Annotated in this window: 8 protein-coding genes; 5 read left to right on the top strand and 3 right to left on the bottom strand. The window is 63.2% G+C overall.

What is annotated here, in order from left to right:
* Positions 1 to 245 precede the first annotated feature (245 nt).
* Both AC4IHP_RS25860 and AC4IHP_RS25855 read right to left on the bottom strand, forming a co-directional pair.
* On the bottom strand, positions 246 to 2,072 hold the full coding sequence (locus AC4IHP_RS25860; RefSeq protein ID WP_490833079.1) for a glycoside hydrolase family 15 protein: 1,827 nt from the start codon (positions 2,070 to 2,072) through the stop codon (positions 246 to 248).
* Positions 2,065 to 2,865, bottom strand: a complete 801-nt coding sequence (locus AC4IHP_RS25855) for an SDR family oxidoreductase (protein WP_490833078.1) — start codon at positions 2,863 to 2,865, stop codon at positions 2,065 to 2,067. Before AC4IHP_RS25855 ends, AC4IHP_RS25860 begins: the two co-directional genes overlap by 8 nt.
* A gap of 233 nt (positions 2,866 to 3,098) precedes the next feature.
* Between AC4IHP_RS25855 and AC4IHP_RS25850 the strand changes: the two genes are divergently transcribed.
* Positions 3,099 to 4,271: an MFS transporter gene (locus AC4IHP_RS25850; protein ID WP_490833077.1), complete on the top strand. Its 1,173-nt coding sequence runs from the start codon at positions 3,099 to 3,101 to the stop codon at positions 4,269 to 4,271.
* 185 nt (positions 4,272 to 4,456) lie between these two features.
* On the opposite strand, the gene AC4IHP_RS25845 is transcribed toward AC4IHP_RS25850, so the two are convergent.
* Positions 4,457 to 5,590, bottom strand: a complete 1,134-nt coding sequence (locus tag AC4IHP_RS25845; RefSeq protein ID WP_490833076.1) for a cupin-like domain-containing protein — start codon at positions 5,588 to 5,590, stop codon at positions 4,457 to 4,459.
* Between the two features lie 136 nt (positions 5,591 to 5,726).
* Here AC4IHP_RS25845 and AC4IHP_RS25840 point away from each other — a divergent pair, with 136 nt between their 5' ends.
* From AC4IHP_RS25840 to AC4IHP_RS25825, 4 genes are all read left to right on the top strand, one after another.
* Entirely contained in the window at positions 5,727 to 6,467 is a 741-nt protein-coding gene (locus AC4IHP_RS25840; protein ID WP_490833075.1) for a thioesterase II family protein, read from the top strand.
* 39 nt (positions 6,468 to 6,506) lie between these two features.
* Complete coding sequence (locus AC4IHP_RS25835; RefSeq protein ID WP_490833074.1) at positions 6,507 to 7,490, top strand: TauD/TfdA family dioxygenase; 984 nt, start codon at positions 6,507 to 6,509, stop codon at positions 7,488 to 7,490.
* 187 nt (positions 7,491 to 7,677) lie between these two features.
* Positions 7,678 to 11,079: an amino acid adenylation domain-containing protein gene (locus AC4IHP_RS25830; protein WP_490833073.1), complete on the top strand. Its 3,402-nt coding sequence runs from the start codon at positions 7,678 to 7,680 to the stop codon at positions 11,077 to 11,079.
* The gene (locus AC4IHP_RS25825) at positions 11,076 to 18,905 is read left to right on the top strand and encodes an amino acid adenylation domain-containing protein (protein WP_490833072.1); all 7,830 of its coding nucleotides are present in this window, start codon (positions 11,076 to 11,078) and stop codon (positions 18,903 to 18,905) included. Before AC4IHP_RS25830 ends, AC4IHP_RS25825 begins: the two co-directional genes overlap by 4 nt.
* The last annotated feature ends 9 nt before the right edge of the window (positions 18,906 to 18,914 follow it).

Raw genomic sequence — 18,914 nt, 5'->3', positions numbered from 1 at the left:
GGTGTGGATGTAACGGCTGGCAACAAGGTATTTCGGCGTGCAAGCGTACGTTGCGGGAAGCGTTTCAACGTAACGTGTGTGGCTTTTGTAGGCGCGGTTTTTACACAGACTGTCGCCAGACATAACCGCCGTGCAGGTTTCACGTTGGGTATGGGCCTGTTGCCGTTGGCTGGCGGGCAGGCCCGTTGTGGAAAAATCCCGTCCAGTCAGGGATCGGTCTGACATGCGCTGACGAAAAAACAGCGCTACGGCTGCCAGGAACTCTTCTCGCCACTCAATTTACGATCAAGGAAACTCGCGGCACTGATCAACGCCAGATGCGTCAGCGCTTGCGGCGTGTTGCCCAGATGCCGGCCATGGCTGTCGAACTCTTCGGCGTACAGCCCCAATGGATTGGCATAACGCAGCAATTGCTCGAACTCCAGATGAGCCTTTTCCACCTGCCCGGCGCGGGCCAGGCATTCGACGTACCAGAACGAACACGCGGCGAAGGCGCCTTCGGTGCCGCTGAGGCCATCGATATTGGCGTCCTCGTTGCGATAGCGATAAACCATGCCGTCGCGCACCAGGGTTTTTTCGATCGCTTGCAGAGTCGACAGCCAGCGCGGGTCCTTGGCGCTGACGAAACGCACCAGTGGCATCAGCAGCATCGAGCCGTCCAGCGCGGTACCGCCCTTGTACTGGACGAAATGCCCGCGTTCTTCATCCCAAAAGTTGTCCCAAATGTCGGTGTAGATCGCTTGCCGGGTCTCATCCCAACGGGCGAACGGTGCCGGCAGCGAACGCTTGGAAGCGAGACGGATCGCCCGGTCCAGCGCCACCCAGCACATCAGCCGCGAGTGCAGGAAATGATGGGTCTCACCGCGCATTTCCCAGATGCCGACATCTTCGCTCTGCCAGTTCTCGCAGACCTGATCGACCACTTCGCCGACATGCCGCCAGCCTTCGTGGGAGATCGCGTCGCCGTACTTGTTGACCAGATACACCGCGTCCATCAGCTCGCCGAAGATGTCGAGCTGGATTTGGTCATAAGCGCCGTTACCGATGCGCACCGGTTGCGCGCCGCCGTGGCCGGACAGGTGCGTGAGTTCGGTTTCCGGCAGTTCCTGCTGGCCATCGATGGCATAGAGGATGTTGAGTTTCATCGGTTTGCCACAGCAATCGCTGACCCTTCCGCGCAGCCACTGCATGTAGTGGTTGGCTTCATCGACAAAGCCCAGGCGCATGAACGCGTAAACCGTGAACGAGGCATCGCGGATCCACGTGTAGCGGTAATCCCAATTGCGCTCGCCGCCGGGAGTTTCCGGCAGGCCGAAGGTGGCGGCGGCGAGGATTGCACCTTGGCGCCGCGAGGTCAGCAGTTTCAGGGCGAGGGCCGAACGATTGACCATTTCCCGCCAGCGTCCGCGATAGTTGGATTGGCCGATCCAGCCGCGCCAGAATTTCAAAGTGCGCTCCATGCACAATTCGGCAGCGCCTTCGGCAAAGCGCGGGTCGTCGCTGCCACCGAGCATGAACGCGGCGGTTTCATTGTGCTTGAGGGTGAATTGCGCGACGGCCGCTTGCGCATCGATCTGCAGTGCCTGATCTGAAGCCAGACGTATCGACGGCTGGCCAGCGGCGTGGAACGTCACGTCTTTTTCGTCAATCTCTGCCCGGGTTTCGGCGCGGCCGTAGTCGTGGCGTACCGCGCACCGCAGATTGAACGTCGCCGTACCACTGACCACGCGCACTCGGCGCATCAGCAGGGGCAGGGCGTCGACATCGTCGCCGATGGGTAACAGATCGGTGATTTCCACCACCGCGTGTTCGCTCAGCCAACGGGTCTGCAAGACATTGGTGTCGGGCAGATAAATCTGTTCCCGGCGCGCATCCGGCAAGTCGGGCGCGAGCTGGAAAATCCCTGCTTCAGGTGTGTCGAGCAGCGAGCAGAAAATCGTCGGGCTATCGAACTCCGGCCAGCAGAAAAAATCCACGCTGCCCTTGTCGTTGACCAGTGCGGCGCTGCGCATGTCGCCGATGATGCCGTGAGCACCGATGGCGCTTTGTTGTTCCATTTCAGGCTCAGCCATTGCCGCGAAACTCCGGATAGAGGCTCATCCCGCCATCGATGAACAGGGTGGTGCCGACGATGTAGTCAGACAGATCGCAAGCGAGAAAAATCACGGCATTGGCAACATCCTCGACATCACCAATGCGCCCGTAGGGAATCAGTTCGAGGAGTTTTTCGCCGGCCGCGCCTGCGGTGGCTTCTGTGTTGATGGCCGTGCTGATCGCGCCGGGCGCGATGCTGTTGATACGGATGCGTTGGTGACTGACTTCCTGGGCGAGGCTCTGCATCAGCTGATCGACGCCGCCCTTGGACGCCGCGTAATTGACATGCCCCGCCCACGGAATGCGCTGATGCACCGAACTCATGTGAATGATCTTGCCCGCCGCGCGCGATACCCCTTCGCGCACGCCCTGACGCTGGAAAATCCGCAACGCCGCACGCGCACAGAGGAACTGCCCGGTGAGGTTGACGCCGATCACCGTGTTCCAGTCGTCGAGGGTCATGTCCACGGCGGCAGCGTCTTTCTGCAGACCGGAATTGGCCACCAGAATGTCCAGCGAGCCGAAGGCTTCGACGGTCTTGGCGAACAGTCTTTCGACCTCTTCTTCTTTCGAGACGTCGGCGCCGATGGCGAGGGCCTTGCCGCCTTCGGCGTTGATCTGTGCAGCCAGTTCTTCGGCGGGTTTGGCGCTGCTGTTGTAGTTGATCACGACCGCAGCGCCGGCGGCGGCCAGTGCTTTGGCGGCGGCATGGCCGATGCCGGAGCTGGCGCCAGTGACCAGCGCCACCTGATGAGCGAGGGAAATCTGCATGACGATTCGCGCCTTGGTTCAAGAGACTTAAGTAGCTGACTGATGGCAGACGCTGAGAGTTCATTTGCTGGATGCGGTGATTGCGCGGGCCCCTTCGCGAGCAGGCTCGCTCCCACAGGGGACTGCATTTCGAATGTGCGAGCGAAGGGGTCTTCACAGACCGCTAACAATTGCGCGCTTCCCCGGCATTCAAGGCTATGGCAACTTGGCCGCCCCTGATGAGGCTGCAATCGATGGCAAACCCCTACCGCGAATTGTTCACCGCCCCCGGCGCCCGTGCGTTTGTGCTGGCCGGGATGCTGGCGCGCATGCCGATTTCCATGACCGGTATCGGTCTGATCACCATGCTTGCGCAGTTGAACGGCGGTTATGCGCTGGCGGGGGCGGTGGCGGCGACGTTTGCCTTGGCCACGGCTTTTTGCGCGCCGCAGGTATCGCGGTTGGTGGACCGTTATGGGCAGGGGCGGGTGCTGCCAATCGCAGCGCTGACCGGTGGCGGCGGGTTGTTGATGTTGCTGCTGTGCACGCGTTTGCAGGCGCCGAACTGGACATTGTTCGTGTTCGCCGCGCTGGCCGGTTGCATGCCGAGCATGTCGGCGATGGTGCGGGCGCGCTGGACCGAAATCTACCGGGGCCAGGCGCAATTGCAGACGGCGTATGCGCTGGAATCGGTGCTCGACGAAGTGTGTTTCATCGTCGGGCCGCCGCTGTCGGTGGGTTTGTCGGTCGCGATGTTTCCCGAGGCCGGGCCGCTGGCAGCGTTGTTGGCGCTGGCCATCGGCGTGACGGCGTTTGTCGCCCAGCGCAGCACCGAGCCAGCGGTGCACGCGCAGGAGTCGCAGCATCAGGGCTCGATCATTCGCTCGACTGACGTGCAATGGCTGCTGGCGTTGATGCTGGCGATGGGGGTGATCGTCGGGGTCATCGATGTGGTCAGCGTCGCCTTCGCTCAACATCAGGGCCAGCCGGCAGCGGCGAGCATTGTCTTGTCGGTGTATGCCATAGGCTCGTGCCTGGCCGGCATCGCCTTCGGTGCGATGCGCTCGAAACTGCCACTGCCGCGACTGTTTCTCTACGGTGGCGTGGCGACGGCGGTGACCACGCTGCCGCTGCTTTTGGCGAGCAACATCCTCGGCTTGTCGATCGCGGTATTTATCGCCGGGCTGTTTTTTTCGCCGACGTTGATTGTGGCGATGGCGTTGATCGAACGCATCGTGCCACCGGCCAAACTGACCGAGGGCCTGACCTGGCTGGTGACCGGACTGAGCATCGGAGTGGCAATCGGCGCCGCCGGCTCCGGCGCGCTGGTAGACGCGTTCGGCGCGCGCAGCGGCTTCTGGCTGGCGATCGCAGCGGGGGCGGTGGTGCTGGTTTCAGCGTTTCAAAGTTTCCGTCACTTGAAATAACAATCCTGTTGTAGGAGCTGTAGGAGCTGTAGGAGCTGACGAGTGCAACGAGGCTGCGATCTTTTGACTTTGACTTTGACTTTGGATTTTGAAGATCAAGATCAAGATCAAGATCAAGATCAAAAGATCGCAGCCTCGTTGCACTCGTCAGCTCCTACGCTCCTACGCTCCTACAGGAAAAGGGGTTACCAGCCTCGTCCTGAGTTGATCCAGAAGTTGACGGATAGCGACGTCGACACCGACTCCACCTGATGGAACCAGCCCTCTGGCAAAAACAGCAGATCCCCAGCCTCCAGCGTCACGCGCAAAAACGTCACCTCCCGCGCTTCCGGGAAACGTTCATAGTCCGGCGCGTCCGGGTTGAAATCGCAGCCATCCAGACCACCCTTGGGCGCGGTCGACCAAGTGCCCAGCGCCTCGCGGTGATGCGGCGCGGCAAGGGTGAATTTCTTCTGGCCCCAGACCTGGGCGAAGAGGTTGTCGGTGTCATCGCGGTGCAACGGCGTCAGCGTGCCCTTGGGGCCGATCCAGATACGTGGCGGGATGAACAGCGACGTGTCGAAGTAGGGCGGGTACTGGATCTGTTGCAACAATTGCGCGGGCAGAATGTTGTTGCCCATGTACGCCGGCGGCTCGCCGTCCGCGCCTTTGACTGCCGGGCTGTCCAGCGAGGCGATGAACTCGGCCATCGAGGTCGAGCGGAAATCACGCTCGGTGGAAAAGGTCTTCTTCACATAATCGCCATGGCGGGTGATGCCCTGCAGTTCGGCGAAATGCACCAGCGACTCTTCGCGGCTCAGCCTGAACAACGGCCAGTCGTGCAGCGCATTGCTGATCACCAACGGAATGCCGTTGGGCAGATAACGGGTTTCGAATTCGTGTCGGCTCAACTCGGCGCGCGCCCGGCGTTCGACGCTGGTCTGGCGCGGCAGCGCGGCAGTGAGCTTTTCACTGAAGCGCGATGGCGTCGGGTAGCGTTTGTTCATGTCGACCTTTTCCACCGTGCCGCCACCCTGGCGGGCGTGGTCGATGATTTGCGGCAACATTGTCGCCAGGCCCATGTTGCCGCCGATCTTCAGGCGACCGCTGGCGAACAGCTCCTCGACGTTGACCACGCCGGCCATGATCCCGAGAAAGTCTTTTTCCGCGACTTCGATGGTCACGTCCGGACGCGGGTGGCGCCCGACTTCCGTGCGCTGGCTGGTCTTGATGTCATACCAGTAGGCCTGTTGCCCACTGAAGATGAACTGGAAAACCCCCTCGATGCCGACCGCGCCGGCGTTGGCGAACAACTTGCCCAGAATGCTCTGCAGGTCCACGGTGATTCCCTCGCGATTGTTGTTTTTTTCCTGAACAGGCAACGAGCGGCTGGCGGGAGAATTTAACGGCAGGGCGACTAATTTGTCCGGCGAGTGATCCGTCTTTCTTGCAGACACATTTTTCAAGGAAAGCGCGGTGACCAAGCTGACATTGCTGTGCCTGCCCTATTCGGGCGCCAGCGCCATGGTTTACAGCCGCTGGCGGCGCCAACTGCCGACGTGGCTGCAATTGCAACCGGTGGAACTGCCGGGGCGTGGCGCGCGGTTCGATGAGCCCCTGCAAACCGACATGCGCGCACTGGCGCGGCAACTGGCGCGCGAGCACAAAGCGGGGTTGCAAGGCCCGTACGCGTTGTTCGGGCATAGCCTCGGTGCATTGCTCGCCTGCGAAATGGCCCATGCCTTTCGCGAGTTGGGTGTGCCGGAGCCACTGGCGCTGTTCGCCTCCGGCACCGCCGCGCCGACCATGCGCAGCGACTACGACCGCGGCTTTGCCGAACCGCGCAGCGATGAAGAACTCATCGAACAGCTGCGCACCTTTCAGGGCACCAGCGAAGAAGTCCTCGCCAATAAAGAGTTGATGAGCCTGACGCTGCCGGTGCTGCGCGCCGATTTCATGATGTGCGGGCGCTTCACGCCTGCCGAGCGGCCCTTGCTCAATTGCCCGGTGCACGTGCTCGGTGGCAAGGAAGACCGCGCTACCACCGAACAACTGATCGGCTGGAGCAAAGAGACCTTGGGCAGTTTCTCGGTGGACATGATGACCGGCGGGCATTTCTTCATTCATGAGCACGAGGCGCGGGTCATTCGCACGATCAAGACGCATCTGGAAGTGCATCACCGGCGTCATGCGCAGGCCGCGCAACCGGCGTTCTGAGACGCGACTTATTTATCACGCATATTCAGGAGGCCAGTCATGGCTGTTGCTCTGGGATTTTCCGTGCGGCCGCTGCTGCCGCAGCGCGGGCGCTTGCCGCTGCTGGTCGAGGCGGGCGATGCCGACACCGATCTGTTGGCGGTATTCGATGAATTGAAGGCCTTGGTCGACGAGCATCTGCTGCGCGACGGTGGCGTGCTGTTTCGCGGCTTCCGCCTCGACGGCGCCGAGCAGTTTCGCCAGTTTGCCGCGAGCTTCGGCCATCCCTTGCTGAACTACGAGTTCGGCTCGACGCCGCGTACCAACGTCACCCAGGGCGTGTACACCTCCACCGAATACCCGGCGCACCAAAGCATTCCGTTGCACAACGAACAAGCGTATTCGCGCGACTGGCCGATGAAGATCTGGTTCTACAGCATGATCGCCGCCAAGTCCGGCGGTGAGACGCCGATTGCCGACAGCCGCGAAGTGTACCGACGCATCCCGGTGGCGATCCGTGAGCGTTTCGTCAGTAAAGGCCTGATGTACGTGCGCAACTTCGGCAATGGCCTCGATGTGGCTTGGGAAGACGTGTTCAACACCGAAGACCGCGAAGTCGTCGAGGCCTACTGCAAAGCCCACGGCATTATCTGCGAGTGGAAGGACGACGGTGAGCTACGCACGCGCCAGACCTGTCAGGCGGTAGCGGTGCACCCGGTAACGGGCGATCACGTCTGGTTCAATCAGGCGCACCTGTTTCACATCTCCAACCTGCCAGCGGACGTGCGCGAAAGCCTGCTCGACATCGTCGACGAAGAAGACCTGCCGCGTAACGTCTACTACGGCGACGGCTCGCCGATCGAGGACGAGGTGCTGGCGCAGATTCGTGCGGTGCTCGACGACTGTGCGATCAGTTTCCCCTGGCAGGAGGGCGATGTGCTGATGCTCGACAACATGCTCTCGGCTCACGCGCGCTCACCGTTCGAAGGGCCGCGCAAAGTCATCGTGGCGATGGCCGAGGGGCATTCGCAGGACGCGGGCTGAGCGCTTCGCAACTCTTCAACTTAAATGCCGAAGCTGGGCTTGTACTGGCTTCGGCATTTGTCTGCCTGGCCTTTGTACCGTCGGGCCGCGATTGCCGCTGGCGCGCTAAATCATCGCGCGGGCCATTCGTTCTTGTTGATACGACCGGGTCTCCAGGTCACGCCGCCGATCAGCAAGGACTCCACGCATGAATGCCGCAGACGCACAGAAACTAGCCCGCCGCTTTATCGAATTGCCCCAGGACAAACGCCGTCTGTTCCTCGCCGGCATGGCCCGCGAAGGCATCGATTTTGCGCAGCTGCCCATGACCGCCTGCGACGGCATCGCCGAGCGTGACGGCCTGTCTTACGCGCAGCAGCGCATGTGGTTTCTCTGGCAGCTGGAGCCGACCAGCGCAGCCTACAACCTGCCGATGGCCGTGCGTCTGGAGGGCGATCTAAACGTTGAGGCGCTGGAACAGGCCTTCAGCCGTCTGGCTGCGCGCCACGAATGTTTGCGCACCACCTTCGGCCAGGACGGCGAGCGTGCCTTCCAGCGCGTGGCCGAGCCTCAACCTCTGAAACTACCTCTGACTGACCTGAGCGAGTTGCCCGAAGCCCCGCGCTGGCCGCAGGCGCAGCAGCACATGATGGCCGAAGCGACCCAGGCCTTCGATCTGCAGAACGGCCCGCTGCTGAGTCTGCGTCTGTTGCGTCTGGCCGCCCGGGAACACGTGCTGCTGCTGACCTTGCATCACATCATCGCCGACGGCTGGTCGATGAACATCCTGATTGACGAATTCATGCGCACTTACGACGCGTTGGTCGCCGGGCGTGAACCGACCCTGGCGCCGCTGACCGTGCATTACCGCGACTACGCGCTGTGGCAGCGCAGTTGGCTGGAGGCCGGCGAGCGCGAGCGGCAACTGGACTACTGGCGCACGCAACTGGGCGACGAGCATCCCGTGCTGGAATTGCCCACCGATCGCGCTTATCCGGCGCAAGCCAGCCATCAGGGCGCACGCCTGGAAACGGTGATCGACGCTGCCTTGCGCGAAGAGCTGAAAAACCTTGCCCAGCGCCAGGGCGTTACCTTGTTCGTGGTGCTGTTGGCGGCGTTCAAGACCCTGTTGCATCGCTACAGCGGTCAGACCGATATTCGTGTCGGCGGGCTGATCGCCAACCGCACCCGCAGTGAAACCGAAGGGTTGATCGGTTTCTTCGTCAACACCCAGATTCTGCGCAGCGTGGTCACCGCACAAACGCCCTTCACCGAGTTGCTGCAGAACCTGCGCCAGGCTGCACTCGGCGCCCAGGCCCATCAGGATCTGCCCTTTGACGCCCTGATCGAAGCCCTGCAACCGGCGCGCAGCCAGAGCCACAATCCGCTGTTCCAAGTGATGTTCAACCACCAGCCGCTGGTCACCGATCTGCACCAGGCGCAACTGGCCTGCGGCTTGCGCGTGGGTTATCTGAGCGAAGAACAACTGGCCGGCAGCGCTCGGCAACACGCAGCCACCAGTGACCTGATGCTCGACACCCGCGAGGAGGGCGAGCAACTGTTTGCTGCCTTCACTTACGCCACGGATATTTTTGATGCCTCAACCATTGCCGCGCTGGCCGGGCATTGGCGCAACATTCTCCAGTCGGTGTGCCGTGATCCGCAGCAGTTGATCGGCGAAGTGGCGATGCTCGCCGAAGACGAACGCCAAGGGTTGATCCAGACCACCGCGCCAGCGCCTCGTTTCACCAGCGCGCAAAGCCTGTTCGAAGCGCAAGTCGCGCGCACTGCGCAAGCCCCGGCGGTGCGGTTGGCCACAGCGCCTGCGCCGGCAGTCAGCTACGACGAACTCAACACCCGCAGCAATCGTCTGGCCCATCAGTTGCGCGCACAGGGTGTCGGCCCGGACGTATTGGTCGGCGTCGCGCTGGGGCGCACCCTGGAACTGGCGGTGGCGCTGTTGGCCGTGCTCAAGGCCGGTGGTGCTTATGTGCCGCTGGATCCGCAGACCCCGGCCGAACGCTTGCGCCACGTGCTCGCTGACAGTGGTTTGAAACTGTTGCTCAGTGATCAGCAAAGCCTCGCCAGCCTGCCGCCGCTCGACGGCATCGAGTGCCTGTGTCTGGAGCAATTGCCCGCCAGCGAGCAAAGCGACAACCCGTCGATCACGGTCGAAGCCGACAACCTCGCTTACGTGATCTACACCTCTGGCTCCACCGGGCGGCCGAAAGGCGTGGCGGTCAGTCATGGCGCGCTGAGCGAGTTCATCGCCCGCGCCATCGACTACAGCGATCTGCGCGAAGGCGACCGGGTTCTGCAATTCGCCACCAGCAGCTTCGACGGTTTCGTCGAGCAGTTCTTCCCGCCGCTGTGCCATGGCGCCAGCGTGATCATGCGCGACGCGCCGTTGTGGGACAGCGCGACGCTGCATCAGGTCATCATCGATCAGGGCATCACCCTGGCCGACCTGCCGGCGGCGTACTGGTATTGGCTGGTGCAGGAATACGCGGCGAAACCGCCGGCCAGTTTCGGCGCGCTGCGGCAGATTCACGTCGGCGGCGAAGCCATGGCCGTGGACGGCTTGCGCTTGTGGCAGCAGGCCGGGCTCGGCCATGTGCGCCTGCTCAATACCTACGGCCCGACCGAGGCCACGGTGGTCTCGACGATTCATGACTGCAGCGCGCTGACCGCGCAGGACGTGTCGTGGCGCGGCATGCCGATCGGCAAGGGCCTGACGGCGCGGCGTCTGTACGTGCTCGACGATGATCTGAACCTGCTGCCGCAAGGTGCGGTGGGCGAGTTGTACATCGGTGGGCCGGGGCTGGCGCGCGGTTATCAGCGCCAGCCGAGCCTCAGCGCCGAGCGGTTCATTGCCGACCCGTGCGCCGACGGCCAGCGCCTTTACCGCACCGGCGACCGTGCGCGACTGCGCAGCGATGGCGCGCTGGAGTACGTCGGCCGGGTCGATCATCAAGTGAAAATTCGCGGCTTCCGTATTGAACTGGGCGAGATCGAATCGCGCCTGCAGCTATGTCCGGGCGTTCGCGAAGCGGTGGTGCTGGCGGTGCCGTTCGCCGGCGGTGCGCAACTGGTCGCCTACGTGGTGACGGAGCCTGCGGTGCTTGCCAGCGCGGCGACGCAAACGGCGTTCCGTCAGCAGACCCGCGCTGCGCTGCAAGCCAGCCTGCCGGATTACATGGTGCCGGGGCATCTGCTGTTGCTGGCGAACCTGCCGCTGACACCGAGTGGCAAGCTCGACCGCAAGGCCTTGCCGACACCGGATCCGGCGCAGTTGCAGGGCGATTACCGCGCCCCGCGATCGCCGGCCGAACAGTGTCTGGCACAGGTCTGGGCCGAGGTGCTGCACGTGCCGCGTGTGGGCCTGGACGATCACTTTTTTGAACTGGGCGGCCACTCGTTGCTGGCCGCGCAGGTGATTGCGCGGGTCAAGGAGCAGATGGGGGTGGTGCTGCCGCTGCGCAGCCTGTTCGAAAAACCGCTGCTGGCGGATCTCGCCGAAGTGCTCGGGCAACTGGCCGAGGCGAGCGGCGACGACGACTGGTCCGACCTGGATCAGTTCATGAATGCTTTGCAAGGAGAAGAAGTATGAGCGGCACGATGGCGGAACGTATTGCAAAAAGGTTCGTCGGCTTGTCGCTGGAACAGCGTCGGCTGTTTCTCGCCAAATTGCGCGAGGAGGGCAAGGATTTCAGCCTGTTGCCGCTGCCGGTCAGCCGCCACGACTGCGCGCAGATTCCCCTTTCATTCGCCCAGCAGCGCCTGCTGTTTCTCTGGCAACTGGAACCGCAAAGCGCCGCGTACAACATGGCCGCTGGCTTGCGTCTGAAAGGCCGGCTGGATGAGTCGGCCCTGAGCCGCTCGTTCGATCATCTGCTGGCGCGCCATGAAGTATTGCGCACGGTGTTTCACACCGACGGCGATCAAGCGCATCAGCTGATTCTCGGGGAACAAAGTATTGCGCTGGAACGCTTCGATCTGACCGGCACCGCCGCGCAAGAGCGCGAAGAACTGCTCGCGCAACACGTACAAGACGTCACCGCGCAACCGTTTGATCTGCGCCACGGCCCGTTATTGCGCGCCAGCCTGTTTGCTTTGGCCGACGATGAGTTCGTGCTGGTGGTGAGCATGCATCACATCGTCTCCGATGGCTGGTCGATGGACGTCATGGTCAAGGAATTCGTGCAGTGCTATCAGGCCTTCAGCCTGCAGCGCGAACCGCAATTGCCGGCGCTGCCGTTGCAGTACGCCGACTATGCGATCTGGCAGCGGCGCTGGCTGGAGGCCGGGGAGGGCGAGCGCCAGCTCGACTACTGGCGTCAGCAACTGGGCGACGAGCATCCGCTGCTGGAAGTGGCGCCGGACTTTGCCCGACCAATGAGCCAGAGCTTCGCCGGGCAGACCCTGAGCTTCGATTTCGGCACCGACCTGTCACAACAGCTCAATGCCTTCGCCCGCAGCCAAGGTATCAGCCTGTTCATGCTGGTGCTGGCCGGGTTCTCGCTGTTCCTTTCGCGTCTGGCCGGCGAGCGCGACATTCGTGTCGGCGTGCCGAATGCCAACCGTGGCCGTGCCGAAGTCGAAGGGCTGATCGGTTTCTTCGTCAACACCCAAGTGCTGCGTTGCCAGGTCGATGAGCGCGGCAGTTTCGCCGATTTGCTCGCGCAGGTGCGTGAAGCGGCATTCGGCGCACAGGCACATCAGGAATTGCCGTTCGAGCAACTGGTCGACGAATTGGTCGCCGAACGCACCCTGGGCCACAACCCGTTGTTCCAGGCCAAGTTCAACCAGAACGTCGGCATGCAGAAACAGCGCTCGATGGCTTTGCCCGGCCTGACCGTCAGCGAATACCCGCTGGCCAAGGACGGCACGCATTTCGATCTGGCGCTGGATATCACCGACGACGGCGCGCTGATCCATGGCCAGATGACCTACGCCAGCGATCTCTATCGGGCGGAAACGGTCGCCGGTTTTGTACCGATGTTGCTGGATCTGTTTACACAGTTGCTCAACTCGCCGCAGGCGCCACTGCACACGGTTGCCACACCACGGCCCGCTGCGCTTTCAATTCAACACGAACCGGCATTGACGGTGTTGCAGCACTGGGCGCGTGAAGTGGCCCGGCAGCCGCAGGCGCTGGCCGCTGGTGATCTCAAGCAAACGGTGACTTTCCAGGCGCTGGATGAACAAGCCAATCGTCTCGCCCATTATTTGCGTGCGCAGGGCGTCAATGTCGGCGATCCGGTGGCGGTGCTGCTCGAGCGTTCGCTGGACTGGCTGACTTGCCTGCTGGCGATTCTCAAGGCTGGCGCGGTGTACATGCCGCTCGACGTCAAGGCGCCAAGCGCGCGCCTGAAGCAGATGCTCGGCGCTGCGCAGGCCCGTGCGCTGATCGGTGCTGAAGGCGATGCACGGCTCAGCGAATTGGCGGGTGAGGGCTGTCAGGGTCTGACGTTCACACCGGGGCAATGGCAGTCGCTGCCGGCGTCAGCGCCTGAGCTGACGCTGTATGCGCAGTCGCCGGCCTACGTGATTCACACCTCCGGTTCCACCGGGCAGCCCAAGGGTGTATTGGTCAGCCACGGCGCACTGGGCAGTTATGTGCGCGGCGTCCTCGAGCGTCTGGCGCCGGCGCCGGCACCCGAGGCGAGCATGGCGCTGGTCTCGACCATCGCCGCCGACCTGGGCTTCACCGTGCTGTTCGGTGCGTTGTGCTCGGGTCGACTGCTGCATGTGCTGCCGGAAGAACTCGGTTTCGACCCGGACCGCTTTGCCGAATACATGGCCCGCCATCGCGTGGGCGTGCTGAAAATCGTTCCTGGGCATCTCGCCGCGCTGTTGCAGGCGGCCAAGCCTGCCGACGTGTTGCCGGAACACGCACTGATCGTCGGCGGCGAAGCCTGTTCGCCAGCGCTGGTCGAGCGTGTGCAGCAACTGAAACCGGGCTGCCGCCTGATCAACCACTACGGACCAAGCGAAACCACCGTGGGCGTGCTGACCCATGAGGTTGAGGCACTTGCTGCGCAATCGCGCAGCGTTCCGGTCGGCACGGCGTTGGCCGGTGCGCATGTCTATGTGCTCGACGATGTGCTCAACCCGGTGGCCGATCAGGTTGCCGGTGAGTTGTACATTGGCGGCGACAGCGTTGCCCTCGGCTACCTGAATCAGCCGGCGCTGACCGCTGAACGCTTCCTGCCCGACCCGTTCGGCGCAGCGGGCGCGCGGGTCTACCGCAGCGGCGACCGGGTCCGGCGCAATCGCGAGCAGGCGCTGGAATTCATCGGTCGTGCCGACGATCAGGTCAAAGTGCGCGGCTATCGCGTCGAGCCTGCGGAAGTCGCGCGGGTGTTGCTCAGCCTTGATGGCGTCAGCGAAGCCGCCGTGCTCGCGCTGCCACTGGATGACGATCCGGCGCGCCTGCAACTGCTGGCGTGGTGCGTGCCGGCAGTGGGCGCGAAGGAGCAGGCGCAGGATCTGCGCGAGCAATTGCAGGTGCGGCTGCCGGATTACATGGTGCCGGCGCAGTTAGTGTTGCTGGAAAAGCTACCGTTGACCGCCAACGGCAAGCTCGACAAGCGTGCGTTGCCAGTGCCCGGGGTGGTCAGCCAGCAGTTCGTCGCGCCGGTCGGTGAGATCGAGGAAAAACTGGCCGCGATCTGGGCCGAGGTGCTCAAGCTCGAAAGGGTCGGCAGCAGCGATAACTTCTTTGAACTGGGCGGCGACTCGATTCTCAGTTTGCAGATCATCGCCCGCGCCAAGCGCCAGGGGATCAAGCTGAGCCCCAAGCAGTTGTTCGAAAAACAGACCATAGGCCAACTGGCTGCTGTGGCCAAACTGATCGAAGCGAAACCGGCTGCCATCGCGGCATCAGTGGCACGCGGGCCGTTGCCGTTGCTGCCAATCCAGGTGCGTTTCTTCGAGACGCCGATTGCCCAGCGCCAGCACTGGAATCAGTCAGTGATGCTGCAACCGACCCTGGCGCTGGACGCCGCGCATCTGCGTACGGCGCTGGCAGCGTTGGTGGAACAGCACGAGGCCTTGGCCCTGAGCTTCGTGCAGTCGGGCGATAGCTGGCAGGCGTTGCCGCAGACCCAGCGCGATGCCGAACTGCTCTGGGCACGCGAACTGGAAAGTCTCGATGCCTTGCCGGCCGTGGCCGACGCGGCGCAGCGCAGCCTCGATCTGCAACGCGGGCATTTGCTGCGTGCGGTGCTGGTCACTCTGCCGAATGCCGAGCAGCGCTTGTTGCTGGTGATTCATCATCTGGTGGTCGACGGCGTGTCGTGGCGCATTCTGCTCGAAGACTTGCAGCTGGCTTACCAGGCATTGGCGGCGGGGACGGCGTCGGTGTTGCCAGGCCAGAGCAGTTTGCTGCACGACTGGGCCGGGCAATTGCACCGTTATGCTCAGAGTGAAACGTTGGCGACCGAAAGCGCTTACTGGCAGCAGACTCTTGCGGCGGATGACGCGGCACTGCCACGGGACTTCGCCGTGGACAGCCAGACCCGCGCCCAGGCCGCCCGCGCCAGTACGCGCCTGAGCCCGGCACTGACCGACAAGCTGCTGAAAGTCGCCCCGGCGGCTTACCGCACGCAAATCAACGACCTGTTGCTGACGGCTTTGGCGCGGGTGCTGTGTGACTGGAGCGAGCAGCCGTCGGTGTTGATCCAGCTCGAAGGTCACGGTCGTGAAGACCTGTTCGATGACGTCGACCTGAGCCGCACGGTCGGCTGGTTCAGCAGCCTGTTCCCGGTGCGCCTGACCCCGCAGACGAGTCCCGCTGCATCGCTTTGTGCGATCAAGGAGCAACTGCGTGCCGTACCGGGCAAAGGCATCGGTTACGGCGTGCTGCGTTACCTCACGCGCTCTGCCGAGTTGCAGACGCTCGCGCAACCACGGGTGACCTTCAATTACCTCGGCCAGTTCGACGGCGCGTTCAGCGCTGAGCAAGGCGCGTTGTTCCTGCCGAGCGCCGACAGCACCGGCGCCAATCAGGATGGGCAGGCGCCGCTGGGCAATTGGCTGAGTGTTGACGGTCAGGTGCTCGGCGGTGAGCTGGAGCTGACGTGGACCTTCGGCAGCGGCATGTACCGCGCCGAGACCATCGAGGCGTTGGCCGAGGCGTATCGCCGCGAACTGCAACGCCTGATCGAACATTGCTGCGAGAGCGGCCACGGTGGCGTGACACCGTCGGATTTCAACCTCGCCCATCTCACGCAAGCGCAGTTGTCGGCGCTGCCGATGGCGCCGCGTGACATCGTCGATCTGTACCCGCTGTCGCCGATGCAGCAAGGCATTCTGTTCCACAGCCGCAACGAGCCGGACAGCCCGGCGTACACCAATCAGCTGCGCGTCGATGTCGAGCAGCTCGATGCCGAGCGCTTCCGCCAGGCCTGGCAGCAAACTGTTGATGCTCACGACATTTTGCGTACCGCGTTCGTCTGGCCGCAGGATGCCGCCGCGCCGGTGCAAGTGGTGCGCAGCCGTGTGCAGATGCCTTGGCAAGTGCAGGACTGGCGCGGGCGCGATGATCTTGATTGCGCGCTTGATCATCTCGCCGCTGAAGATTTGCAACGTGGCTTCGATCTGCTCGACGCGCCGCTGTTGCGCGTGACGCTGGTGCGCAGCGCTGAACACACCCATCACCTGATCTACACCTGCCATCACATCCTGATGGACGGCTGGAGTACTTCGCAGTTGTTCGGCGAAGTGCTGCAGCGTTACGCCGGCATCACACCGAGCGCAGGGCAGGGGCGTTATCGCGATTACATCGAATGGCTCGGGGGACGTGATCAACAGGCCAGTCGACAGTTCTGGAGCGCGGCGCTGGCGGACCTTGAACAGCCGACGCGACTGGCCAGCGCCATACCGGTCAGGCACGCGGCCAGCGGCTATGCCGATCACGAGCATGTGTTCAGCGAACAGCTGACCGCCGAACTGAACCGCTTCGCCCGCGAGCAGAAAGTCACCCTCAATACACTGGTGCAAGCGGCGTGGCTGCTGCTGTTGCAGCGCTACACCGGCCAGGACCACGTGGCGTTCGGCGCGACGGTCGCCGGACGGCCAACCGATTTGCCGGGCGTCGAGCAGCAGATCGGCCTGTTCATCAACACGTTGCCAGTGGTGGCAGCGCCGTCGGCCGAGATCGCTGTGAATCAATGGCTGCAACAGGTGCAGGCTCTCAACCTGGCCTTGCGCGAGCACGAACACACGCCGCTGTATGACATTCAGCGCTGGGCCGGTACGGGTTCCGGGGCGTTGTTCGACAGCATTCTGGTGTTCGAAAACTACCCGATGGCGGAGGCCTTGGCGCAGGGCCCGCAGACGGGTCTGAAGTTCTCGGCAATCCGCCGTCAGGAGCAGACCAACTATCCGCTGACGCTGGTGGCGGTTACCGGCCGCGTGCTGAGTCTGGGCGTAAGTTTCGATCAGGCCAGCTTCGACGTTCAAGCGATCCGCGCGTTGAGTGCGCAGTTGCAAGGCCTGCTCGAGCAGTTCCTCGCCGACGCCACACAGCCGCTGGGCGCGCTGCAACTGCTCGCCGAGCCACAACGGCAACAAGTGATCGAGTGGGGCAAGGCGCCGGTTGCCACGCCGGATCAACGCACGGTGCTGGCGCACATCGCCGCGCAAGTGCAACGTCAGCCGCAGGCGAATGCGGTGCTGTTCGCTGAGCAATCCATCGATTACCAAGGCCTCGATACCCGGGCCAATCGTCTGGCGCACAAGCTGCAAGGCATGGGCGTCGGGCCGGAAGTGCGCGTCGGCGTGTGCATGCGCCGCACGCCGCAGATGCTGGTCGGCTTGCTGGCGATCCTCAAGGCCGGTGGCGCTTATGTGCCACTGGACCCGGATTACCCGCAGGAACGCTTGCTGCACATGCTCGACGACAGCCGCGCGGCGGTGCTGCTCACTGAGCCAGCGGCGTTGGCGATGCTGCCCGAAACCTTGAGTGCGCAGGTGCTGTTGGTGGACGAGAATGTCGCCAGCGAATACCCGGCCACTGCGCCACTGGTTAATCTCGCGGCAGACAATCTGGCGTACGTGATCTACACCTCCGGCTCCACCGGCAAACCGAAAGGCGTAGCGATCAGCCACGGCAATCTGTCGGCGCTGATTCAATGGTCGGCGGGGGTCTATCGCGAAGAACAATTGCGCGGCGTGCTCGCTTCGACGTCGATCTGCTTCGATCTGTCGGTGTGGGAAATCTTCGTCACGCTGGCCTGCGGTGGCTGTCTGGTATTGGCCGACAACGCCCTGGCGCTGGCCGATTTGCCAGCGCGCGAGCAGGTCACGCTGATCAATACCGTGCCGTCGGCGATTGCCGCGTTGCAAAGGGCCGAGCAGATTCCATCGTCGGTCGGTACCATCAATCTGGCCGGCGAACCGCTCAAGCAGAGTCTGGTCGACAGCCTCTACGCCAGCACTCAGGTGCGGCAGGTCTACGACCTCTACGGGCCGTCGGAGGACACCACTTATTCAACTTTCACCCTGCGCACGCCAAAGGGCCGGGCGAACATTGGCCGGCCGCTGGATAACACCGTGGCCTACCTGCTCGACAGTCAGTTGCAGGCGCTGCCCGAGGGCGTGGCGGCCGAGCTGTACCTCGCTGGCGCCGGGGTGACGCGTGGCTATCTGCGTCGCGCCGCGCTGACCGCCGAACGCTTTGTGCCGAATCCTTACGCGAGCAACGGCGAGCGCCTGTACCGCACCGGCGATCTGGTGCGCCAGGGCGACGATGGCAACATCGAGTACATCGGTCGCGCCGACCATCAGGTGAAGATTCGCGGTTTCCGCATCGAGCTCAGCGAGATCGAAGCGCGCCTGCTGGAACTCGACGATATTCGCGAGGCGGTGGTACTGGCGCAGGACGGCGCCGCAGGCAAACACCTGCATGCCTACCTCGTCGCTGCGCCGGACAGCGAGCGGTCGACGCTGGCCGAGCGGGTGCGCAGTGCCTTGGCCAGTCGCTTGCCGGCGCACATGCTGCCGGGGCATCTGCACCTGATCGATGCGATCCCGCTGACGCCCAACGGCAAGCTTGATCGCAAGGCGCTGATGGCGTTGGGCGAGGGCCCGACGCAGGAGCAATACCAGGCGCCACAAAGCGATCTGCAATGGGAGGTCGCGACGATCTGGCAGCAAGTGCTGGAAGTCGAGCGGGTGGGGCTGGCGGACAACTTCTTCCAGCTCGGCGGCCATTCGTTACTGGCGACGCTGGTGGTGACTCGGGTGCAGGAGCGCCTCGGCGACAAGGTGCCGCTCAAGGCGTTGTTCGAAACCGACACCCTCAAGGATTTCTGCGCGCGGATCGAAGCCCTGCGCGTCGAAATGTCGCCCGTTCAGGATGAATTGGCTAAATCACTGGAGGCCCTCAAACGTCTATCCCTCGATGATCTGGAAAAACTGATTTCTTGAGAGGGAAAA

It is taken from the genome of Pseudomonas sp. UF-293 (genome assembly GCF_058245595.1).
Note: the sequence above shows the minus strand (reverse complement) of the source record. Positions and strands in the feature narration are given on the sequence as shown.

Coding starts and splice junctions, on each gene's coding strand:
- AC4IHP_RS25860 (WP_490833079.1), bottom strand. CDS start 2,072: ATGGCTGAGCCTGAAATGGAACAACAAAGCGCCATCGGTGCTCACGGC.
- AC4IHP_RS25830 (WP_490833073.1), top strand. CDS start 7,678: ATGAATGCCGCAGACGCACAGAAACTAGCCCGCCGCTTTATCGAATTG.
- AC4IHP_RS25835 (WP_490833074.1), top strand. CDS start 6,507: ATGGCTGTTGCTCTGGGATTTTCCGTGCGGCCGCTGCTGCCGCAGCGC.
- AC4IHP_RS25850 (WP_490833077.1), top strand. CDS start 3,099: ATGGCAAACCCCTACCGCGAATTGTTCACCGCCCCCGGCGCCCGTGCG.
- AC4IHP_RS25825 (WP_490833072.1), top strand. CDS start 11,076: ATGAGCGGCACGATGGCGGAACGTATTGCAAAAAGGTTCGTCGGCTTG.
- AC4IHP_RS25855 (WP_490833078.1), bottom strand. CDS start 2,865: ATGCAGATTTCCCTCGCTCATCAGGTGGCGCTGGTCACTGGCGCCAGC.